This is a genomic window from Microcoleus sp. Aus8_D2 (genome assembly GCF_036702665.1).
GTDB lineage: Bacteria > Cyanobacteriota > Cyanobacteriia > Cyanobacteriales > Microcoleaceae > Microcoleus.
The window spans coordinates 244,344-264,998 of the sequence record NZ_JAUBUN010000001.1; the positions used below are offsets into that span (position 1 = coordinate 244,344).

Below are 20,655 nucleotides of genomic sequence, written 5' to 3' on the forward strand. Positions count from 1 at the left end.
GCAGTGCATGATTTTATACACATACAGTTAAGTAAATATAATTTGTCACAGCAGACCAGACCTGATATGGTAAATTTGTCTCAAAACAGCAGCGAGTTAAGAAAAGCATAAGTTAATATATAAGACCGCCAGCTTGTGATCCCACTAAATCTTTTGATGTGCAAGGCGTATGCCAGACCTCTCGACCAATGCCACGGAAAACTCCTCAAACCCCCAATCAGCTCTGCTGCCGCCGATTTTAAGAATTTTGGCAGCATTTCCAGATTACGATCGGGGCAATAGACATTACGCATCGGGAAGGTACGAAGCGGCAATCATTTGCTACGGAAAAGCGGTGCAAATTAAGCCGGACTGGGACAGGGCGTGGCTGAATCTGGGCAAAGCTTACAAGCAACTGCACTCCTGGGCCGAAACAGTGGTGTGTTGCGATCGAGCTATAGCAATTAATCCAGAAGAATATTGGGCTTGGATGCTGCGCGGCACAGCACTGTTAAGTTTGCAGAATCACTCAGAAGCGATCGTGGCTTTAGACAAAGCAATTGAAATCAATCCAGAAAAGCACGAAGCTTGGTATCAGCAGGGCAGAGTTTTAGAGGAATTGCAGCAGTGGGAGAAAGCAGCAAGCTGTTACAAAAAAGCAACCCAAATTCATCCGAATTTGCCCGCGATGTGGTATAGACAAGGCAGCGTGTTGCTGCAAGCAGAGCGCTACGCTGAGGCTGTGGCGGCTTACGAGCGCGCCCTGAAACTCGTCCCGACTAATTGGGAAGCTTGGCTGAACCGAGGTTTGGCTCTAATGAAGGCGGAACGCTACGCTGAAGCTGTAACTTCTTACGATCGCGCCCTGAAACTGCAACCACAAAATAGTCTAGCTTGGTTCAATCGGGGCATTGCTTCCGCAAAATTGCACAAATATGCAGAAGCGGTCACAGCTTACGATCGCGTACTGCAACTGCAACCCAACGACTGCGAAGCTTGGTTTTATAAAGGCATGGCCGTCAAACACCAGTGGCCCGATGCGGCAATTGCTTGTTTCGATCGGGCAATTCAAATGAATCCTGTTTATCCCGAAGCATGGATCGGGCGCGGTCAAACACTGTCAGAATCGAGAGATTATGAAGGTGCGATCGCTGCTTTTGACCGAGCCATTCAAATTAATCCGAATTTCCCCGAAGCTTGGCTGGGTAGAGGCATCGCCCTAGCAGAATTGGAACGCTACAAAGATGCGATAATCGCTTACAGCAATGCCCTCCAAATTGAAGGTAATTTTCTAGAAGCTTGGAATTTGCGAGGCGAAGCTCTAGAAAAATTGGAGCAATACGAAGAAGCGATCGCCTGTTATGACAAAGTAATATCTCTGAGTTCCGAAGCAGAAATCACATCAAAAGTAGGGTTACAGCAAGGAGCAGCACTGGAAAAATTGCAGCGTTACGAAGAAGCCATCGCAGCTTACAACCGCGTAATTAAAAACGTGCCAGACAATTTTGAAGCTTGGTTGAAACGCGGCAACGCCCTGTCAAATTTGCAGCAGTACGAACAAAGTCTAGCATCATACGATCGAGCAATTAGTATCTGGTCTGACAGCTATCAAGGCTGGGTGCAGCGAGGCCTGGTGCTGGGGAAAATGCAGCGCTATTCCGAAGCACTCGTCGCTTTTGACCAAGTGATTCAACTCAAGCCCGACAACTGGGAAGCTTGGGCGCAGCGGGGCGACGTTTTGCAAAAATTGCAGCGGACTCAAGACGCCATTAGCTCCTACGGAGTCGCCCTAGAAATCAAACCAGATTACTACGAAGCTCTAGTCAGTCGAGAAGAATTGAGACTCAAGGACTCAATCCCAGGAAAATGGTAAGGGGGAAGAAGGAAGAAGGAAGAAGGAAGAAGGAAGAAGGAAGAAGGAAGAAGGAAGAAGAAAGAAGGAAGAAGAAAAAATTTATCGAGATATCTCTTCTTCTCTCTTGCTCTGCGTTCTCTGCGCCCTCTGCGGTGCATAAAAAAATCTAATTCACCAATCTAATAATATCGATCTATCCCGAGCGAGTGCGGTCGCATAAGTAATTAATTACAGGCAAATATTCAGACATCCGACTTATCACAAAAATGACACAATCAGACAATTCGATCGCAGTTGCGAGTTCCAGTTCCCAACAGCCACACGAAATCGAGCTACAGCAGGCAGAGCGGGCAATTTCCGAATTTGAATGCTCGAATCTGCGCAGCTTTTGGCCCGCTTTAAACAAAACCCAAATCATCGCCGAAATGCGCGATCGCATCCTCGATCCTTTCCAAGTAAATCAAGGCGGACAGCCTTTTTGCGGCCCCGCCGCCGTCACCTTTACACTCTTGACGCGCCGCCCCCTCCGCTACGTCGAAATCTGCCGCCATCTTTGGGAAACCGGCCATTTTCGCACTCAATCTATGCGATCGATTTCTCCCTCAATGACGCTGCGGCAAAGCAAAGGCAATTTGCGGATGCCTCAAGTAGACTGGATGGTTTTATCAGCGCTGCGGGAATCAGAAAATTTGATATTTCCCATAGAAGCAAACGCCCCAGAAATTGTCCGCAACATCAGCGGGATGACCAAATCTTGGGAAATGGCCGGCTGGGCGCGAGAAATTTTGAGCGGCCTCGATGTAAAATCTCACTACGCTTATTTCAGCGGCGATCTTCCAGCGCTGCGGGCCGCCGATGAGGCGATTCAAGCTGGGGGATTTGCTTTTGCTTTGATTACCGCTGAAGGAATGCTGGGCAACAAACTGCCCTTGCTCCCTTATCCTAGTCACTGGGTGGCGCTGTTGGGAAATGTCGCAATTCAAGAGGAAAGTTCTGCCCAGGGCGATCGATCTCGCGTTAGCTTTGATATCTATACTTGGGGTAGAAAAATGCGCGTAGATATTGCTAAGAAATCTTTTGAGAATTATTTTTGGGTCGCCATTGCAGGCCGCTAAATCTAATTCGATGGGAGACGGGAGATTGAAGATTGGAAATTGACTCTGAAGATGAATCCGAGGCTAAAAATATTTATCTCTGATGGCACAGGCACGATGCCTGCCCCGCCAGAAAAGAGCGTGATGTCAGTTATAACTGAGATCGGGCAATATTCTCAATAAAACCCAATCAACCAGCTAACAGCGACGAAAAATCTCAGCCTTCAGCTCGATCCCCAGCCAAAAACCAAGCTGACGACACCAACAGTGCAAGATGTCAGTTATCAAGAATACTTTTTGTCGGAGACTACCCGACGGCGCCCAAAATTGAAAATTATGACAGCCAATTGCTGATTCTGCTGGCTTCATGTTATAGTAGTTTTTCAAGAATTAAATTCGGTTGCGTAGTTTGTTGGTGTTTATTTACAAGCGTCTCTCCGAATCTAAGTCTCTGCACCCTAATGATTCTGGAGATTTTATGTCGATTTACGTGGGTAATCTTTCATATGAGGTCACATCAGACGACCTCAGCGAAGTATTTGCCGAGTACGGTACTGTAAGCCGCGTCCAAGTGCCAGTGGACCGGGAAACAGGCAGAATGCGGGGTTTTGCTTTTGTGGAAATGGCAAGCGAGACAGAAGAAGCAGCAGCCATCGCAGCTCTAGACGGTGCTGAGTGGATGGGCCGCGACTTGAAAGTCAACAAAGCCAAACCTCGCGAAAACAACAACAACAAACGCTCCTCGGGCGGCGGTGGCTGGGGCGACAACAATCGCTCTTCACGACGCTACTAAGCTTTGAGAGTGAAAATTTGAGTTTTGGTAGTTGACAGCAAGTGCGAATGCTGCTTTTTTTTTCGGGTTATTCGACTCGCCAAATATAACTCCCACACCTCTAAGTCAGTTTAGCCCCCTCATTCAAGGGGGCTTTGTTTTTGCGAAAAATCCTGCGAGGTAAGCCCGCCACGCAGCGGACAGCCTAACTCGCAATTCTGTATCGTGATTAACTGCTTTTTTCAAGAACCTTTCAGGATTTCTGGGCCCAACTCCTGTAAACTGTCTCACTAGAATTAAGCACAAAGAAAAGTTACAATAACGGCAAAAGTGATATTGCTCAAAAAACAAACAATCTTTACTGAAAATTAGCCGAGAAAACCAGCCCGACCCGCAAATCAATAGATTTTGCCTGAATAAAGATGTCCAAGGTTTACAGCACGGCCCAACTGATTAAAATTCTCGAAGAAGAGCGCCAAGCCTGTTTGTACGGACGGCGCCTGAGTTTGACTGAAACTCCTGCTACAGGGAACCCCGTGATTGACCGCTTTCTCAAATCGGAGGGCGTTCAAAAGTTCACTGCTTATCAAAATTTTAAGGCAGCCGTGCACGAATACCAGCGGGAACATCAAGTTTCTGGGATTGTCTGGCGGGAGATGACGGTTAAAGGGAATACTCTGCGCTATCCGGCGGTGGATGACGAATTAATTGCTCTACCGATCGATTTGATGACGCTGAAGGCTGCTAAGACTGCGATGTTGGAATTCTGGCAGCGGGTAACTGCGGGGATGGATTTGTATTTGAGTATTAACAGCGGGAAGGATTTTCGAGCGATCGCTCCTAGAGACGTAGAACCTCTAGCCCAGCGTACAGAATGGGCGAGTCTCTCGAAGTGGGAAAAGTTGGATTTTCTCGAAATTTTGTTGCAGTTGGGCTGGGGGAAGCCCGAGGAAGCCTATTACAAGCGGGGATGGCCGACTTCGGGCAGCGAGTACATTCACGCCGTAAAACCCGGACAGTGGCCAATTTGTTAATTAGTCATTAGTCATTGGTCATTGGTCATTGGTCATTTGTCATTAGTCGTTAGTCATTAGATCTCTTGCAAAAGTCTTTTCGATCAAATTTTGGAACGGGCTCTTATAGCCCGTTCCACAGAAAAAGTTGCTTTGTGGAACGGGCTATAAGAGCCCGTTCCTAGCTATTTTTGCAAGAGGTCTATTAGTCCTTGGGAATGGAGAATAGCGCATGGTGAATGGAGAATTGGGAATTGGGAATTGGGAAGGAAGGAAGCAAAGAAGAAGTAAGGAAGAAGGCGGTACCAGTGGAACGAAACCCAACCTTCAAGTAACGACTAATGACTGATGGCTAATGACTGATGGCTAATGACTAATGACTAATGACTAATGACTAATGACTAATGACTAATGACTAATGACTGATGACTGATGACTGATGACTAATGACTGATGACTGATGACTGATGACTGATGACTGATGACTAATAACTAAGCTTGACAAAGCATCAAGCCGAACCACTGATTAGGATCTGTCCAAACTTGTACAGGCTTTAAACCGTGCTGCGAAAGTTCTTCCTTGACAGTATTGAGATTAAATTTGCGGGAAATTTCGCTGCGGATAGTTTCTCCTGCTGCAAATTCCACCGTTAAATCGAGCGCGCGCAAGTTCACTGTTTGCGCTTTCTTGCTTTTCAAGTGCATTTCAATTTGACATTGTTCTTGATTGTAAAAAGCCCAATGCTCGAACTGGGCTAAATCAAAATTTCCCTGATACTTCCGATTTAAATGTCGCAGCATATTCAAGTTAAAGGCTGCGGTCACTCCTTGACTGTCATCGTAGGCAGGCTCTAAAATATCCTTAGATTTGTCTAAGTCAATTCCGAGCAAAAAATACTCTCCCGGCTGCAATGCACCGACAATTTGCGAGAAGAATAGATCGCATTCTTGAGGGTTGAGATTGCCGAGGGTACTGCCTAGAAAGCAAATCATTCGGGTTGGCAGCGGCGACGGTGCAATTTTAGCTAAGGCTAATTCGTATGTGCTGACAAGTCCGTGAATCTTGAGCGAGGGATAATCTGCCAACAGTTGACAAGCGCTGCTTTCTAGGATACTAGGGCTGATGTCGATCGGCAAATAGTGCAGCGGATATTCCAATTTGCTGTAAGCATCGAGGAGAATCCGGGTTTTGGTGGAACTGCCGCTGCCGAGTTCGACGATTTCGCACTTGCCCGTCACATGGGCGATCGCCCCTGCGCACTCTTGCAAAATCGCCGTTTCAGTGCGCGTTAAGTAGTATTCTGGCAACTGACAAATCAACTCGAACAGCTTCGAGCCGCGATCGTCGTAGAAATACTTGGGAGGCAGGGTTTTGGGGTTTTGAGTCAACCCGCTAACTGCATCGCTGCCAGCATTGATTTCTGCGGGTGTGGGTGCCGCAGCGCTCACCAGTCGCTCTAAATGCAGCCTGTTTTCCTTACTTGAAGCTGAGTTTGTCGTGTCGGACAGTCTTGGGGATTTCATAGAGTAAAATTAAGATCCACCAATCGGTATAACACATAGTCGCGTTGCTAAATATCGCGCTCAAGCTAGATTTTTTATGCCGATCTGCGTTCTGTATTTTCTCACCAGATGGCGATCGCACCCGCCATTGAAAATTCAAAAAATATCAACGTAAATTATTAAATAATTCACAATTTTTTTTTGAAGGGGTATTTTTCCATGACAAAAACTTTTACAGCTAGCAAACAAATCTTATGTGAGATTTACTTTTAATTAATTTATATGCTATCCCTAAAATAAATCTTACAGGTTTGTAGTGAGGACTTTAGTCCTCTGAATTTCCTGCGGACTAAAGTCCTCACTACGAACCTATTTGATGGCAGTTCTAAGGAGGTGACGAACTACTTAGCGCAGCGAAAACCCGCGATAATTTGCCGCACGCCCGGATAGTACCAATTCCGAAAACTCGATCGCAGTGCTTGAGGAAAAGTTGCCCAACTCCCGCCTTTCAAAACCCGGTGCTCTCCATCAAAATAAACTTCCGAGTATCCCCTGTAAGGATAACTTTCAAATCCCGGATAGGCGTCAAAGATGGAAGCAGTCCACTCCCAGACATTACCCAACATATCGCCGCAGCCCGCTGCACTCGCTCCTTTAGGAAAAGCGTCAACAGGCGAAGTATTTGCGAGATTGTTCCCGTGATTGCACAGGCTGGCATTTGGCGGTGCTTCTCCCCAAGGATAGGTGCGATATATTTGATTTGTCCCATCCCAACTCGCTGCTTTCTCCCATTCGGCTTCCGATGGTAAACGCTTGCCGGCGAAGTTGCAGTAAGCTTGGGCTTCGTACCAACTGACGCCACAAACTGGATGGTTGTTGAAAGCTGGATTTTCTGACCAGTAAAGCGGGCGATCGACTAAATGAACTTTTTGCCATTCCCAGCCCTCAGCAGACCACCAATCGCGGTTCTGATAGCCGCCGGATGCCATAAAATCTCGGTATTGACCGCAAGTCACGGGATAGCGATCGATCGCGTATGTTTCTAAATAACACAAGTGGCGCGATCGCTCGTTATCCAAAGCCTCAGCAGCATCGCTTCCCATATAAAATTCCCCGCCCGCAATTGCGATCGTCGAATCGGGAATGGGGGATGGGGCATGGGGAATGGGGCATGGGGCATCTTGCCCGCTCGCGAAGTCGAAGGGTGGGCATGGGGCATGGGGCATCTTGCCCGCTCGCGAAGTCGAAGGGTGGGCATGGGGCATGGGGCATGGGGCATCTTGCCCGCTCGCGAAGTCGAAGGGTGGGCATTGGGCATTGGGCATCTTGCCCGCTCGCGAAGTCGAAGGGTGGGCATTGGGCATCTTGCCCGCTCGCGAAGTCGAAGGGTGGGCATTGGGCATTGGGGATGGGGAATTGGAAATTGGGAATTGGAAATTGGGAATTGGGAATTGGGAATCGGTAATTAATCCTTGTTCTTCCAGATTCCTTCTATCAGTTACATCCGCTACATCCGCTACAAAATCCGTTGCCGAACTTCCTTCTTCCTGATGCCTTCTATCCGTTACATCCGTTACATCCGTTACAAAATCCGCTGCCGAACTTCCTTCTTCCTTCCGAAGCATTTGCAACACAAAAGCAACAGTTTCGCAGTGCTGGCTTTCGTGCTGAATAATAAACCGCCAGAGACGTTCCTGTTGTGCGATCGGCGCAACTTCCAAATAATCTAAGACCTTTTTTCGTACCGCATCCAGATACAATTCAACTTCGGGCAACGCAGGCAAAAACACCCGTTGTTTTTTCGGCAAAATATCCGCAGCAAACAGTTGGTGATACTCAGGAAAAACTGGCTTTAACCCAGCACATCGCTGCAACAGCCACAAATCCTCAGTATAAGCAATGTGACCTAAGTGCCAGCCAACCGGGCTGAAATCAGCATGAGCTTGACGGCAGAAAGTATCGTAATCGATGTCTGCAAATAGCTTGAAAGTGCGACTGCGACACTGCTGCAAATCGTGATAAATTGCCTCTCTACAAGATTGGATAGATTTGGATCTCACCGTCTACTCCCGTACTGATAATGCTCTGTTCTGGACACTCGTGCCAATTGCCACTAAATAAAGGCTCAGAAGCAATGATGACAGAATTGGGGAAATTTAAATCGTCCCGCAGCCAATACAGGGAAGGAGGGACTTTTGGGAAAGCAAAGCGAGAGGCCACGAGCTGGTGTCCGTCGCTGATAATGATATTAGCTGAAAATTCGACTTGGTGAAGGTTTGCTAGTTCAGCCAAGGTTTTTAGGGAGTTTTGCAAAGCAGCTTCTAGAGTCAGATTGCCGGCTGTTAATTCATTGACAAATAAGCCGAAGATGTGCTCTGAATCTGTAGTGCCGTTAATTGATTGATAAAGGGTATCGCACAGCCGATCGCGAATTAATCTGTAAAGACTTTGCCGAAAATTCTGCACGAAGCCGTTGTGGACGAACAACAGGCGATCGTGCACAAACGGCTGACAGTTGCTCAAATCAAGAGCTTGTCCTGAAGTTGCACTGCGAACGTATCCGATCGCGCATTTTGATTCAACGTATCGGCTGATACTCGGAAGATTGATGTCGTTCCAAATAGGCTGTACATTTTTATAAGTAAACGGGTCAGTATCGAGGTGCGCGTGATACCAACCGATGCCAAAACCGTCAGCGTTGAGCACGCCAGAAGTCATTTCGCGGGGTTCGTAACTCTGCACAATTAGCGAATGTTCCGGCTTGTACAGAATAGTATCGAGTAAAATCGGCTCGCCGAGGTAGCCAAGCAAACGGCACATAAAATTTTGTAAACAAACTGATTAGCATTATAAATCATTTGCCGGAAAATTGCCCGCAAGCGTTTTTTGCAGCATGGGTTGGCCCATCTTTAACAGGCTCGATCGCCCTTTTTTTGCAGTCGGCTGCCAGTATCTCCGTACAAACGGTACAGTAAAAGTAGAACCCCAGCAGCACAAGGAGACTCTTGAATGTTCCTCGACGAACTCATCCCAGTGGTCAAAGAATTGATCCAACAGCCGATCGCCTTTGCGGGCGGATTTTTTTCTGGCCTGCTTCGACTCAACCTTCACGAAGATCCCGTTAGAAGCTGGATCGACGAACAAGCCGGTTCAACTTCCTACACGAATCCCGCAGCCGAAGCCACCAACGCTAAAAGCACGGGGCCTCAGTCGATCTCGATCGACTAAGGACAAGCACTAACTATTGCAGTCAGTACAAAGGGTTTGTCAGTGCGGCAAACCCTTTTAGTTCAAAGGCGATTTGCCTGTTGTTAGCTAGATGGCACTTGAGAGTCAATTGAACAGGTTATTATGGGTAGCACAACAAGTTCAGTTCGATCGACATGACTATTTATATTGGAAATCTGTCCTACCGCGCCACCGAAGAAGACCTGAAATCAGTATTTGCAGAGTACGGCACAGTTAAGCGAGTTGTCTTACCTACCGACAGGGAAACCGGTCGGATGCGCGGTTTTGCATTTGTTGAGATGATGGAGGATGCCCAAGAAAACGCTGCAATTACCGCATTAGACGGTGCAGAGTGGATGGGGCGCCCCTTGCGAGTGAACAAAGCTAAACCGAAAGAAGAGGGAAATCGAGGCCCTGGTATCAACAGGAACAGCGGATATTAGTCCGCGATGCGGCGGTTGACATTTTGTCGGAACCAATCTGATAGCAAGAGCGCCAGTAGCCCCGCATTGTTAGCAGCAGTTGACTCTGAGGAGAAAATGTCAAATCCGCTGCACAAAAACATCGACACTTTACAGGAGCCTGCGGTATGGTTTTAGTACAATAATTTGATGCCAAGGAATGGGTGAAAACCCGCAGTTCCCTAGACGGTGAAGCCACATTTCTCACCTGGAACGGCGCGATTTATTCTTTTGTTCCTAACGAACCGAAAAAGCGCTTGTTCAAAATAGTTGGGATGAGTGCGAGCAGGTGTATTGCTGACGGCGATGGCGGCTGGGAATTCACCTCGCGAGAACTAACTTACTATCTCGATCCCAACAGCGGAGAAATTCTCCACAAATGGGAGAATCCTTGGACAGGAGAAGTCCTCACAGTTGCACACGTTGCTAACAACCCTGTTCAAGGTTATTTTCAAGGCATTTTCCCGGCGAAAGTAGATGGAGAAATTACAACTTTTAGCTTTGACTTATTTCCCAACTATCCCAATCCTTTAGCTGGAGATCCGAGATTGGCCGATTACAGTCCCAATCCGATTTATCAAGCTGCGGAATTGTTTAAGCTGACTGTACCCACGGCGGAATTATTAGATCCCGAACTTGTTTCAGTTTCTCAAGTAATTCTGAGTTGGGATAGAATTGGGCCGTGGCTGGCTTGGATGAAAATGGGAAATCTGCCCGGTAACATGATTTACAGCGCCACTGGTTCCAAAGTCAAAAGTTGGACAGATTTACCTCAATTGCTGCAAGATGAAATTCGGACTCGGATTCCTTTGTATCAAGATGCGCCGAAATCGCAATTAGATGTAGAAGATATGACTTCTTGGATTTATTTTGAGAAAAACTTTGAGGCTTATCTTGCAGGTGAAAGATTCCCTTTGCCAGCAGCAGCAGAATAAACTCATAATATCGTTATAAAATTGGTGTGAAGTTCGGAGGATTAGCTATTCATCAACATCTGATGGCTGGCATTCTTAACTACGAAGCTGATTCTATTAATGTCCAGAAATAGCCGTCAGGGGCGATAAACGAAAAACTCGCTTCTCCAAACTCATTAGGGACTATTTCGGTGATTTTTTGGGCGCTGCTGGCTTTGACTCGGTGAAAGTATTCTGCGATGCTAGACACTCGATAGGTGTACAGCGACATTCCCAAACAGCCGGGAATAGCCCGATCGACTCCATCGTAAGAGGCGATCGCACTGGGGAACCTCAGAATATACAGTCTACCCGATCGCGCGGCTGCAAAATCTGTTTTGGACGATCGCGGATCGTCAAAAGCCGTCACCACAAATTTTTCGCCCGGGTGAAGATCGAAAATCTCCCTTCCCGCGAGGGAAGATTCAAAAGTAGTTTCTACATCGTCGCGGGCGCGAATCAAGCCCAGAACTTCTTCATAAAACAACAATGTTTCTTTGCTGTCATCTTGAATTACCATGCCCATATGGGTAATTTGACTCGTTTTGAAAAAAGCATTTTCATCGATTTTCCCGTAATTGGGCAGGGCATAATTGAATCTTTGAAAAAAAACTTGCCGAGTCAAAGGCTGCAACAACATCATCTCGCGCACCCCGACAGCCGCCCCGAGAAAAGGACGTGCTTTGCGCTCTTTGTTGTAAATAACCTCCCAGCGGGGAGAGGTATATTTGACAGGCAAATTCGCGGACTGGGCATCTTCGGCATGGTTGAGAATATTCAACAAATCAGCAGTTAAAGTAGTAGCCCAGCGGTTGCCTTTTACCTTCATAGACGACATTTGCAAGCCGTCATTTGTAGGTTTTTCCCAAACCATCAAGCGAATTAATCCGCGATCTGCATCTTGGTGTTGGAGCCGCACGGCTCGCACTTTTGAACAAACTCCATACAATTCGGCAGCCACCGATGCCGGTAATTCTCCGATTTCACCGATGCGATATCCAAATTGCTCCCAATATTGAAGTTGTGGAACCAAATCGGTAACGCCAATACACACTTCGTAAATGCCTGCGATGGAAATTGGTTGTACTTGATTCATACTTTTTGAGCAAGACAGAATTTACGCACGGGAGTCTAGAAACCCGATTTCTTCCCGGATACTTCGCTGCTAAAACCAAGATTTATCAGGAGAAACCGGGTTAATAAGCGTCATTTTTAGAAAGAGTAAATTCGCCCTTTTTCATCAATATAAACTGACCTATCTTGCCTAGTGCGGCCGTCTGATGTGGTGATGCGAACCGTCACAATGTTTTGCTTGGCGTCAACGTTATAGTCGTATTTCAAAGTTGTGGTTCCTCCTTTGACATTAATCGGAATATTGGCAATGTCGGCGGTGCGGTTGCTGACGCGAACTATGATATTTTTGCTCGCTCCCACAGCCAAGGATGATAAGCCGACACCGGATTCACCGTATTCTAGGTTTAATCCGGTTTCATTTAACAGTCTGAGGGTAATCTTGCGAGTAGTGTCAACCTGCGCTTGAGGTTGCCAGAATCCTGGTTTTGTGCCGCCGTCAGTTGCGGGTTGAGATAATGCTGGATGGGGATGCAGACAGCCGAGGGCGGCAAGTATTGCTGCGGTTGCAATAATTTTTGATTTCACTGTTTCTACCTCCGGTTAAAGTGCTGGTAATATTTCTATCCTAGCTTGAAAATCGGATGTTTTTAAATGATGACTTAGGTTTCTCAAGGCGGTATCACAAAAAAACTCAGGGATGGAGGGCGATATATCTATGCAGAAACTGGGTTTTTGTAATCATGGTTAAATATTGTTGCTGTTTGGATCGGAATAATAATTTTTGTGCAGGGTTCGCGGGACGCTGGTTAATTGTTAATGCTCGATCGCGCGGCTTCTAGGAGCAGGCGCTGTTCCGCACGGGCGATCGCCCTGCAAGTCTGTTCTACAGCATCGGCATTCACCGAAATAGACGAAATCCCCCACCGCACCAAGGATTCGACTGTCTCGGGATACAAAGCTGGAGCATCGCCGCAGATCGAGCAAGGAATGCCCGCAGCCCTGGCCTGTCGGATTAATTGCTCGATCGCCCTCATCACTGCTCGATCGCGCCCGTTGAAACCACTTGCTACCTGTTGGGAGTTACGGTGAATTCCTAACAGAAACTGAGTGAAATCGTTGGTTCCTATAGAAATACCTTGAACTCCGGCTTTTACGTAATCTGGCAATAAAAATAATACCGAAGGAACTTCCGCCATAATCCACATTTGAAATTGAGCAGGTCGATTTTTCCAAATAGTTTCTAAGCGCTGGCGGCAGTAGACAAACTCGTCTACAGAGCGCACAAAAGGCAAAATTAAATTGACATTTGTATGGCCTGACTCGCAGACTTTTTGAAGTACGGACAACTCCCAATCAAATAACTCCGGTTCAAAGGTATCGCTGAAACTGCCATGATATCCTGATTCGCGCAAATCGAGAGAGCGATAAAATACCGGCCGCGGCTCTACGGCTGCTGCAAATAAACTTAGACAATCCGCCATGCGCGAGACAAATTCCGATTGACGGCCCTCTTGCAGCCAAAGTTTGGGGTTTTGACAGTCCAAAGCTTCCAATGCCATCAATTCCGATCGCAATAATCCGATGCCGTCGATGGGCAGATTTCTGAAGCGATCGATCGAACTTGTTTGGCTGACATTAACCAGCAGTTGAGTTGCCGTTGGCGCGCCCCAAACTGATTCGGGAGATTCTGCCCGTCGAGATTTAGATGCGGGATTGGACGATCGCTCTGATGTTAAAAATTGGTGGTTGGCTATTGACATTTTTGCTGCTGTACTGTATTTATCTGGATTGTTTGGCGTTTCCTGAAGCGGGTTGCTGTCTGCTGTGTCGATCGCCGGATGTGGGGCGAGGGCAAAAACTTCTCCGCTATCGCCGTCTACCAACACCGAATCACCAGAGGCGATCGTCCGAGTCGCCCCGGCAACTCCCACAACCGCAGGAATACCCAATTCTCTGGCTAAAATGGCGCCGTGGCCCGTCATGCCTCCTTGTTCTGCAACTATTCCAGCAGCAACTTTCAACCAAGGCAGCCAATTGGGATCGATTGTCCGGGCGACCAAAATGCCTCCGGCTAAGAATTCCGCGTTTTCTGACTGGGAATTAGTCATAACTTGGGCAATTGCTTCGGCTTTTCCTGAGGCGGCGCCCAAACCTTTGAGGATTGCAGGAGTTCTGCCTGGGGCGATCGCATTTTCCCGTGCCTGCGCGACTTTTTCCCGTTTTAAAAGACGAACTTGAGTAAAATAAAACTGCGGTTCGCTACTGTTTGCTGTCTGGTTGAGCGTCCACTCCAAGATTAAATCACAGTCAAATTCGGCGATTACTTTTTTGCTCAACTCAATCAGTTTTTGCAGTTGCGATTCTCCTAAAACGTATTCTGTTTGTGACTCCTCTCCCAGCGCCAAAAGTTCCACGCAACTGCCAGCAAAATCGGGAATTAACAATGCAGAATTTGTAATTTTTCGGCTTTCCAAATTTCCGATATGCCGTTTTTGTTTCGGTTTTCCCTCGCAGGCTTTGAGATTGTACGCTAATGTTTTGTAACCGAGCCGCTGGAATTTAACCGCCCCTGTTTCCGGCTGCACTTGATAGTAATCGGGGATGGTTTCTCCCCGAGCGAGGGACAGTCCCAAACCGCTGGTGGCTTGGATTTCCCAGGCTGCACCGCAGTTAGTTTTTACCTCCCCCGCGGCGATGGCTGGGAAGATTGGCTGCACCAAAACTGCGGGATTGATTTGCTGTATCTTCATGCCGCACCGCTGCCAGTAAAATAGACTTCTGGCTCTGAATGCTTCTGCCCAAGCGCGTTTGAGTCCGGCCTCAATGGCTTCTGGTTCGGCGCGTACTGCGTGAGATTCCAGGATTCCGGCGGTTTTCGGGTTCCAGGAAGTCAGGGAAGGGCGAAAAATTAAGCTTTGGGAGTTGAGATCGCCCACAGCAGGCTCTAGGATGGAGAGGATTACATCTGGTAGTTTGGCGGCGAGGATTTGGTGGCGGATGCTGCGGGCGATCGATTGCAGTTGTTTGGGTTCATCGACATTCAAGTGTAGCGAAGAGTGGGGCCAATCAGCCAACAGCGGTTCTAGCCAGTCGATCGACTCTACAAACTGCCAAAATGTTGTAGCCGGCACGACAAAACCCGGTACAGCGGGATGATTTTGGGCGAGCAAACAGCTCAAGTAAAATGCTTTTTCTCCCACTGCATCTCGGTCTGAAGGTTGAATTTTGTCTAGCCAGTAGAGGTTTGTCACGCTGGGAGCCTGTCCTTGGAAACTGATTTAATTTTGATAGTTTTTTCCATTAATCACATACCACAATTTTAGGATGAAGCAGCGAAAATGGACGGGATTAGTCAAATCTTTTCTGAATCTATTTCTTAAGTCTAACTGTCCTCTTTGTCAGCGACCGGCCGCGGAGGAGTTTTGTGGGTACTGCCACAAACAACTTAAGCGCTGTCAGTTAGCCGATCCTGGTCGATTTTGGGATTCACAGCAGGGTGTTTTTGTGTGGGGGGAGTACGGCGGGACTCTCAAACGGGCGATCGCAGCTTTAAAATATGAAGGTAATCCACAATTAGCGAAACCCCTCGGCGGCTGGCTGGCAGAATCTTGGCTGAGTTTTCCCGAATTAGCTATTGACAATTTAACAGTTGTACCGATTCCCATGCACAAATCAAAGGTCAAAGAACGGGGTTTCAATCAGGCGGAACTTTTGGCAGAAAGTTTTTGCGAGCTGACTGGTTTGCCTTTGCAGCGGCACGGTTTGGAGCGGGTGAAAAATACTCAGGCTTTATTTGCTCTGACACCACAGCAGCGACAAGCTGAAATGAAAGATGCTTTAATTTTGGGGAAAGATTTTCGGCGCCGTCTCCCGCGCGATCGCGTTTTGTTAGTTGACGATATTTACACTAGCGGTACTACGGTTAAGTCGGCAATTAAAACTTTGAAAGAGTCGGGTATTTCGGTTTATGGAACAGTAGCACTTGCCAGTCCGACTAAGCGCGATCGCTAAGCTGTTTTACCTTTTAATTAAAACAGGTTCGTAGTGAGGACTTTAGTCCTTCAGGTTTGTAGTGAGGACTTTAGTCCTTCAGGTTTGTAGTGAGGACTTTAGTCCTTCAGAAAATGCTGCGGACTAAAGTCCTCATTACGAACCTATAACAATTTCGTAGTGAGGACTTTAGTCCTTCAGAAAATGCTGCGGACTAAAGTCCTCACTACGAACCTATAACAAGTTTTTATTTTTGGGAGAAACGAACCGCGAAGACGCGAAGGACACGAAGAAAGAGAAGAGAAGAGAAGGAAGAGTGTTCAGGATTGATTTAAAATTGTTGTAGGTTCGGTGGCAAGCTGAAACTGCTGGCTGATGTTCCAGCGGCTGCCGTCGTGAAGCAGCAAAGTTAACGCAGCAGCGGTAAACTCAAGGTGGATCTCGCGCCCCGAGAATTCCAACCAAGCCCTTTGAAAATTCTCCTCAGTTAAATCGCGAAACGCTACTGTCATGTGCGGTACAAATGAGCGAGTCTGAGAAATGCGATCGACAATTCCTAAATTTGCCTTGACATAACTCATCAAATCTGTTTGCATCTCCAGCAATTCGGGCGATTTGACGACATCAGCGTAAATGACTCGGGGCGCGAAAGCAGCAAAACCTGATAGCGTAACGAGAATTGGCCACCTTTTTGCAGCAAAAACCTTGATACTTTCTTCCAATTTTGGCACATCCGCCGGCAGCCATTCAAAGGGAGGTTGTAGCGTGATGTGGGGTGGCGAACTCAATGCACCACGGCTGTTGTAGCGATCGGCAAAATACAGTTTAATCTGAGTAATCTGCTCTTGAATATCGTCCGGCGGCACTAAAGCTATAAAAAATCTCTGTTTTGACAGGTTCATGGGATAGCATCGGATAAGGAAGGAATGGCAGAGTACGGGCGATCGAGTATTTACTCAATGCCCCGTACCAACAACCTCACTCCCAATCTACAATCCAAAATCCCAAATCTAAAATCTCAAATTTAAAATGCCTTGGTTTGTCAAAATTGAGCAGGGAATTGTCGAAAAGCCTGTCTTTGACCAGTACGTGCCAGCTCACAGAGCTTATGTCCGTGATTTGATTTCTAAAGGACACCGAGCGAAAACTGGCTACTGGGCGAGGCGGGGCGGCGGTATGTTGATGTTTGAGGCGGCTTCTATGGATGAGGCAAAGGCGATCGTCGCTGAAGACCCTCTGGTGAAGAACGGTTGCGTTATTTATGAAATTTATCACTGGTGTGTGGTTGAAGAATAAATAACTGTGTTATACTCATAAATGAACTGGACCCACGCGATTCCAACGCCCAAATCTTGTCAGGACCGGAAGGTAGCAGCAACACGGGATGCTTGTAATAGGCGTGGTCTCCGGTTCACCCAGTTTTATGAGGTGTAGTTCCTATGCCTGGTTTTGGAGATATTTTACAGAAAGCAGTTTACCTTGGTGTTGGGCTAGCTTCCTACGCTGGTGAAAAAGCTGGCAGCAAGTTAACTGAATTGCGCACTGAAGCCCAAAAGCTGGCAGATGAATTGGTGAAGCGGGGCGAGATGTCAACGGAAGAAGCTCGTCGCTTTGTTGATGATATGGTGCAACAGGCTCAGCAGCAGCCGCCGCCAGTAGAACCGGCTGGGGACAAAAAACCCGCTGAACCTCGGCGGATTGAAATTGTTTCTGAGGAAGAAGAAGTTTCGGCAAAAAATGCTAAAGAAACCGGCGGCGTAGACAAGCTCCGCGAACAAGTGCAGAATTTACAAGAGGAATTGCGGCGGCTCAAGCGAGATTAAGCTCAAAAAGCTCGCACCGCAACCAAAAAGGGAACTCAGGATAATAATCTTGAGTTCCCTTTTTGAATATCTCCCGTCTCAGATTCAGATGTGGACGGATATCAGACAATACATAATAGAATTGAGAGTAGGTGCGATCGCTTCGCCGGAGGCTGGTTGCACTTGTCTGTTAAATATTTTGCAATAGCAAGCTGTCAAATTTATGGAAGATTGGTCTAAAGATTTTTTTGAAGTAATGGAAAATGCTGTTTCTGAAGTAGAGCATTTTTTCACCGACATGGGCGAAGAGTTTGTCGAAATGCTGGACGTTTTGGCTCATATTTCGGAAGAGTTTACAGAACAAGTACAAAATAACCTGATTGCTGAAGTTGATGGTTATTTCAATGAATTTGATGGTTATTTCAATGAATTTCTCGAACCGATAATTGAAATTTGCCGGGAATTTGAGCCGGAGTTTGATGAGATAGATTCGTCCTTTGTGACTTATGTAGACCCTTCGCCGACGCAGCATCCGGTTTGTCGCGGTTGTATGAACTATCACGGTCAAGTTTACGGCGGGAATTTGTTGGTTTGTGCTATGCACCCGAAGGGTGTGGAATCGGACAGTTGTCCTGATTGGGAAACTGACGGCGATGTGAATTTTTAAGAGTTTTTGAGGGTTTAATCGCTTATGGTAACGTCAATTCAGTCTCCGTCCAAGATTTCTCTGGAAGAGTTTTTGTTGCTTCCAGAAACTAAGCCGGCTAGCGAATATGTTGACGGTCAAATTCATCAAAAATCTATGCCCCAAGGAAAACACAGTACCTTGCAAACTCGTTTTGGAAATAGAATTAATCAAGTGGGAGAACCGCAAAAGTTAGCATTTGCTTTTTCCGAACTGCGGTGCACTTTTGATGGACGTTCTATTGTTCCAGATCTAGCAGTGTTCGAGTGGTCGCGAATTCCCTTGAATGCTAATGGAAAAATTCAAAATACCTTTGCAATTGCACCGGATTGGATAATTGAGATTTTATCACCGGAGCCAAGTTCCAGTCGCGTAATGAACAAAATTCTGTTTTGTCTCAAAAATAAGACTAAATTGGGTTGGCTGATTGACCCGGAAGAACAATTGGTAATTGTTTTTCAACCGCAGCAGGAACCTGAAATTAAAGAGAATGAAGATGTTTTACCTGTACTCGATGTGCTCTCGGATTTGCAACTGTCTGCGGCAAATTTGTTCGAGCTGTTAAGTTTTAATTAGAAATGAGTTACAGTTGAATCAGAATCGAGTTGCATCTAACTGCTTTAAAGGTGAATCGGAATGGTCGCCAATCATTCACAATACGGGTTTCCGAGGATGCCGCCATCGCTACAATTGCGACAATACCAGCAGGCGGCGGTTGATAATTGGTTCGCAAATCAGGGACGCGGTACGCTGAAGATGGCGACTGGTAGCGGTAAGACGATTACTGCGCTGGCGATCGCCACTGAATTGTACAATAAAATTAACCTCCAAGTCCTCCTGGTAATTTGCCCGTACTGCCATCTGGTGAATCAGTGGGCGCGCGAATCGGAAAAATTTGGCTTAAAACCTATTTTGGCGTTTGATAGCGCCCGTAGTTGGCAAAATAAGCTGGCTGCGAGTTTGTATGAAGTGCGATCCTCTTCGAGGGCTTCGCTAACGGGCGATCGCGGATTTCTGACAATTATCACAACAAACGCCACATTAATGTTGGATACTTTGCAGTCTCAAATCCGCTATTTCCCAGAAAAAACTCTAATTATTGGAGACGAAGTTCACAACTTAGGCGCGCCCCGTTTAGGACAAAGTTTGCCGCGCAATATTGGACTGCGCCTAGCCCTTTCCGCCACCCCAGAAAGACATTTCGACGAACAAGGAACCGAAGCTATTTTAGATTATTTCGGCCCAGTTTTGCAGCCGGAACTCACCTTAGCCGACGCCATCCGCCAAAAAGCATTAGTACATTATTTATACTATCCGATTTTAGTAGAATTGACGGCAGCCGAAACCCGCAAATATTCCTACTTAACTAAAAAAATTGGCTGGGCGCTGTGGGGCGAGGAAAAAGTAGAAGAAAACGATGCTTTAACGACTTTATTAATGCAGCGATCTCGGTTGATTGGAGCGGCGGCTAATAAGTTAACAGCATTGCGAGAATTAATGATGCACCGTCTCCACACAGCCCACACTTTATTTTACTGCGGCGACGGCTCTATCGAAGCAGGTGCGCGCCGAAGCAACAACCGCCAACTCACAGAAACCGCGAAGTTATTGGGTTCAGAATTAGGCTATCGAGTTAACACTTATACGGCGGCGACTCCTGTAGCAGAAAGAGAACGATTGCGCCAACAATTTGAGAGTGGAGAATTGCAAGGTTTAGTCGCGATTCGGTGTCTGGATGAAGGCGTTGATATTCCGGCAATTCGCAATGCTGTAATTTTAGCCAGCAGCAGCAATCCGCGCCAGTTTATTCAGCGCCGGGGACGCATTTTGCGGCCGCATCCGGGGAAGGAAAGGGCAACTTTATTTGATATGATTGTTTTGCCTCCTGATTTGGGTCGAGAAAGCTTAGAAGTTGAGCGCAACTTGCTGCGAAAAGAGTTGAAGCGGTTCTTAGAATTTGCAGATTTAGCCGACAATGCTGGAGAAGCTAGGGTGAAATTGCTGCAAATTCAAAGGCGTTACGGATTGTTAGATATTTGACATTTATTCGACTTCGGTTTATCTTAAAAAGATAGAAGTATTTTAGTGCAGTTTGAGTTGTTAGTTGAGTTGGCGATCGCACGCCGACTTCAGAAACCCGGTTTGTTTGTAGATTTCTCGTGACGGGACAGCAAAACTCGTAGAAACCGGGTTTCTCCTCCCATGCGTAACCCTGTAACTTTTGATTTGTGCAATATAATAAATAA

General features: G+C 46.8%; 21 protein-coding genes, 1 other RNA gene and 2 pseudogenes. 16 read left to right on the top strand and 8 right to left on the bottom strand.

Annotation, left to right across the window (positions count from 1 at the left end):
- The first annotated feature begins 169 nt into the window (after positions 1-169).
- The 4 genes from QUB64_RS01045 to QUB64_RS01060 all read left to right on the top strand — a co-directional run bounded on the left by QUB64_RS01045 (position 170) and on the right by QUB64_RS01060 (position 4,734).
- Positions 170-1,852 (top strand): tetratricopeptide repeat protein, encoded by a 1,683-nt coding sequence (locus tag QUB64_RS01045; RefSeq protein WP_333269015.1) that lies wholly within the window; start codon positions 170-172, stop codon positions 1,850-1,852.
- Positions 1,853-2,100: 248 nt separating this feature from the next.
- Positions 2,101-2,949: a hypothetical protein gene (locus tag QUB64_RS01050; protein ID WP_333269016.1), complete on the top strand. Its 849-nt coding sequence runs from the start codon at positions 2,101-2,103 to the stop codon at positions 2,947-2,949.
- Between the two features lie 457 nt (positions 2,950-3,406).
- The gene (locus QUB64_RS01055) at positions 3,407-3,721 is read left to right on the top strand and encodes an RNA recognition motif domain-containing protein (RefSeq protein WP_333269017.1); all 315 of its coding nucleotides are present in this window, start codon (positions 3,407-3,409) and stop codon (positions 3,719-3,721) included.
- Positions 3,722-4,122: 401 nt separating this feature from the next.
- Positions 4,123-4,734: a hypothetical protein gene (locus QUB64_RS01060; RefSeq protein ID WP_333269018.1), complete on the top strand. Its 612-nt coding sequence runs from the start codon at positions 4,123-4,125 to the stop codon at positions 4,732-4,734.
- A 471-nt stretch (positions 4,735-5,205) separates the two neighbouring features.
- Here QUB64_RS01060 and egtD read toward each other — a convergent pair whose 3' ends face one another.
- The gene (egtD, locus tag QUB64_RS01065) at positions 5,206-6,237 is read right to left on the bottom strand and encodes an L-histidine N(alpha)-methyltransferase (protein ID WP_333269019.1); all 1,032 of its coding nucleotides are present in this window, start codon (positions 6,235-6,237) and stop codon (positions 5,206-5,208) included.
- A gap of 380 nt (positions 6,238-6,617) precedes the next feature.
- Positions 6,618-7,352: pseudogene (locus tag QUB64_RS01070) on the bottom strand (SUMF1/EgtB/PvdO family nonheme iron enzyme); the annotation flags it as partial.
- A gap of 7 nt (positions 7,353-7,359) precedes the next feature.
- On the opposite strand from QUB64_RS01070, the gene QUB64_RS01075 reads away from it, so the two are divergent.
- Positions 7,360-7,767 carry a hypothetical protein gene (locus QUB64_RS01075; protein WP_333393943.1) on the top strand — a complete coding sequence of 136 codons (408 nt, stop codon included), beginning with the start codon at positions 7,360-7,362 and terminating at the stop codon, positions 7,765-7,767.
- A gap of 104 nt (positions 7,768-7,871) precedes the next feature.
- Here the strand turns inward: QUB64_RS01075 and QUB64_RS01080 are convergent.
- Together QUB64_RS01080 and egtC are read right to left on the bottom strand one after the other, a co-directional pair.
- A pseudogene (locus QUB64_RS01080) lies at positions 7,872-8,276 on the bottom strand (DinB family protein); the annotation flags it as partial.
- Positions 8,248-9,036, bottom strand: coding sequence for an ergothioneine biosynthesis protein EgtC (gene egtC / locus QUB64_RS01085; protein WP_333269021.1), 789 nt, complete (start codon positions 9,034-9,036; stop codon positions 8,248-8,250). The pseudogene QUB64_RS01080 and the gene egtC, both read right to left, overlap by 29 nt.
- Positions 9,037-9,225: 189 nt before the next feature.
- On the opposite strand from egtC, the gene QUB64_RS01090 reads away from it, so the two are divergent.
- The 3 genes from QUB64_RS01090 to QUB64_RS01100 all read left to right on the top strand — a co-directional run bounded on the left by QUB64_RS01090 (position 9,226) and on the right by QUB64_RS01100 (position 10,840).
- Complete coding sequence (locus tag QUB64_RS01090; RefSeq protein ID WP_333269022.1) at positions 9,226-9,444, top strand: hypothetical protein; 219 nt, start codon at positions 9,226-9,228, stop codon at positions 9,442-9,444.
- Positions 9,445-9,599: 155 nt separating this feature from the next.
- Positions 9,600-9,887 carry an RNA recognition motif domain-containing protein gene (locus tag QUB64_RS01095; RefSeq protein WP_333269023.1) on the top strand — a complete coding sequence of 96 codons (288 nt, stop codon included), beginning with the start codon at positions 9,600-9,602 and terminating at the stop codon, positions 9,885-9,887.
- Between the two features lie 182 nt (positions 9,888-10,069).
- Positions 10,070-10,840 (top strand): DUF1838 domain-containing protein, encoded by a 771-nt coding sequence (locus QUB64_RS01100; protein ID WP_333269024.1) that lies wholly within the window; start codon positions 10,070-10,072, stop codon positions 10,838-10,840.
- 79 nt (positions 10,841-10,919) lie between these two features.
- Here the strand turns inward: QUB64_RS01100 and QUB64_RS01105 are convergent, their stop codons facing one another.
- From QUB64_RS01105 to QUB64_RS01115, 3 genes are all read right to left on the bottom strand, one after another.
- Entirely contained in the window at positions 10,920-11,954 is a 1,035-nt protein-coding gene (locus tag QUB64_RS01105; RefSeq protein ID WP_333269025.1) for a VOC family protein, read from the bottom strand.
- A gap of 116 nt (positions 11,955-12,070) precedes the next feature.
- On the bottom strand, positions 12,071-12,517 hold the full coding sequence (locus QUB64_RS01110; RefSeq protein WP_333269026.1) for a hypothetical protein: 447 nt from the start codon (positions 12,515-12,517) through the stop codon (positions 12,071-12,073).
- Positions 12,518-12,738: 221 nt separating this feature from the next.
- The gene (locus tag QUB64_RS01115; protein ID WP_333269027.1) at positions 12,739-15,183 is read right to left on the bottom strand and encodes a putative PEP-binding protein; all 2,445 of its coding nucleotides are present in this window, start codon (positions 15,181-15,183) and stop codon (positions 12,739-12,741) included.
- Positions 15,184-15,256: 73 nt separating this feature from the next.
- Between QUB64_RS01115 and QUB64_RS01120 the strand changes: the two genes are divergently transcribed.
- The gene (locus tag QUB64_RS01120; protein ID WP_333269028.1) at positions 15,257-15,943 is read left to right on the top strand and encodes a ComF family protein; all 687 of its coding nucleotides are present in this window, start codon (positions 15,257-15,259) and stop codon (positions 15,941-15,943) included.
- 299 nt (positions 15,944-16,242) lie between these two features.
- Here the strand turns inward: QUB64_RS01120 and QUB64_RS01125 are convergent, their stop codons facing one another.
- Positions 16,243-16,824: a 2'-5' RNA ligase family protein gene (locus QUB64_RS01125; RefSeq protein WP_333269029.1), complete on the bottom strand. Its 582-nt coding sequence runs from the start codon at positions 16,822-16,824 to the stop codon at positions 16,243-16,245.
- A 127-nt stretch (positions 16,825-16,951) separates the two neighbouring features.
- Between QUB64_RS01125 and QUB64_RS01130 the strand changes: the two genes are divergently transcribed.
- The 7 genes from QUB64_RS01130 (at position 16,952) to QUB64_RS01160 (ending at position 20,449) form a co-directional block, all read left to right on the top strand.
- Positions 16,952-17,218 carry a YciI family protein gene (locus QUB64_RS01130; protein WP_333269030.1) on the top strand — a complete coding sequence of 89 codons (267 nt, stop codon included), beginning with the start codon at positions 16,952-16,954 and terminating at the stop codon, positions 17,216-17,218.
- A gap of 23 nt (positions 17,219-17,241) precedes the next feature.
- Positions 17,242-17,338, top strand: an RNA gene (gene ffs, locus QUB64_RS01135) — signal recognition particle sRNA small type.
- A 23-nt stretch (positions 17,339-17,361) separates the two neighbouring features.
- On the top strand, positions 17,362-17,745 hold the full coding sequence (locus QUB64_RS01140; protein ID WP_333269031.1) for a phasin-related domain-containing protein: 384 nt from the start codon (positions 17,362-17,364) through the stop codon (positions 17,743-17,745).
- A gap of 49 nt (positions 17,746-17,794) precedes the next feature.
- Positions 17,795-17,932, top strand: coding sequence for a hypothetical protein (locus QUB64_RS01145; RefSeq protein WP_333269032.1), 138 nt, complete (start codon positions 17,795-17,797; stop codon positions 17,930-17,932).
- 15 nt (positions 17,933-17,947) lie between these two features.
- Positions 17,948-18,391, top strand: coding sequence for a hypothetical protein (locus QUB64_RS01150; protein ID WP_333269033.1), 444 nt, complete (start codon positions 17,948-17,950; stop codon positions 18,389-18,391).
- Between the two features lie 24 nt (positions 18,392-18,415).
- Positions 18,416-18,985 (top strand): Uma2 family endonuclease, encoded by a 570-nt coding sequence (locus QUB64_RS01155; RefSeq protein ID WP_333269034.1) that lies wholly within the window; start codon positions 18,416-18,418, stop codon positions 18,983-18,985.
- Between the two features lie 60 nt (positions 18,986-19,045).
- The gene (locus QUB64_RS01160; protein WP_333325353.1) at positions 19,046-20,449 is read left to right on the top strand and encodes a DNA phosphorothioation system restriction enzyme; all 1,404 of its coding nucleotides are present in this window, start codon (positions 19,046-19,048) and stop codon (positions 20,447-20,449) included.
- The last annotated feature ends 206 nt before the right edge of the window (positions 20,450-20,655 follow it).

Bases quoted from the DNA above. Each gene is read 5' to 3' on its own strand.
- QUB64_RS01045 (WP_333269015.1), top strand. From the start codon at position 170: ATGCCAGACCTCTCGACCAATGCCACGGAAAACTCCTCAAACCCCCAA.
- QUB64_RS01050 (WP_333269016.1), top strand. From the start codon at position 2,101: ATGACACAATCAGACAATTCGATCGCAGTTGCGAGTTCCAGTTCCCAA.
- QUB64_RS01055 (WP_333269017.1), top strand. From the start codon at position 3,407: ATGTCGATTTACGTGGGTAATCTTTCATATGAGGTCACATCAGACGAC.
- QUB64_RS01060 (WP_333269018.1), top strand. From the start codon at position 4,123: ATGTCCAAGGTTTACAGCACGGCCCAACTGATTAAAATTCTCGAAGAA.
- egtD (WP_333269019.1), bottom strand. From the start codon at position 6,237: ATGAAATCCCCAAGACTGTCCGACACGACAAACTCAGCTTCAAGTAAG.
- QUB64_RS01075 (WP_333393943.1), top strand. From the start codon at position 7,360: ATGGGGGATGGGGCATGGGGAATGGGGCATGGGGCATCTTGCCCGCTC.
- egtC (WP_333269021.1), bottom strand. From the start codon at position 9,036: ATGTGCCGTTTGCTTGGCTACCTCGGCGAGCCGATTTTACTCGATACT.
- QUB64_RS01090 (WP_333269022.1), top strand. From the start codon at position 9,226: ATGTTCCTCGACGAACTCATCCCAGTGGTCAAAGAATTGATCCAACAG.
- QUB64_RS01095 (WP_333269023.1), top strand. From the start codon at position 9,600: ATGACTATTTATATTGGAAATCTGTCCTACCGCGCCACCGAAGAAGAC.
- QUB64_RS01105 (WP_333269025.1), bottom strand. From the start codon at position 11,954: ATGAATCAAGTACAACCAATTTCCATCGCAGGCATTTACGAAGTGTGT.
- QUB64_RS01120 (WP_333269028.1), top strand. From the start codon at position 15,257: ATGAAGCAGCGAAAATGGACGGGATTAGTCAAATCTTTTCTGAATCTA.
- QUB64_RS01125 (WP_333269029.1), bottom strand. From the start codon at position 16,824: ATGAACCTGTCAAAACAGAGATTTTTTATAGCTTTAGTGCCGCCGGAC.
- QUB64_RS01130 (WP_333269030.1), top strand. From the start codon at position 16,952: ATGCCTTGGTTTGTCAAAATTGAGCAGGGAATTGTCGAAAAGCCTGTC.
- QUB64_RS01140 (WP_333269031.1), top strand. From the start codon at position 17,362: ATGCCTGGTTTTGGAGATATTTTACAGAAAGCAGTTTACCTTGGTGTT.
- QUB64_RS01150 (WP_333269033.1), top strand. From the start codon at position 17,948: ATGGAAGATTGGTCTAAAGATTTTTTTGAAGTAATGGAAAATGCTGTT.
- QUB64_RS01155 (WP_333269034.1), top strand. From the start codon at position 18,416: ATGGTAACGTCAATTCAGTCTCCGTCCAAGATTTCTCTGGAAGAGTTT.
- QUB64_RS01160 (WP_333325353.1), top strand. From the start codon at position 19,046: ATGGTCGCCAATCATTCACAATACGGGTTTCCGAGGATGCCGCCATCG.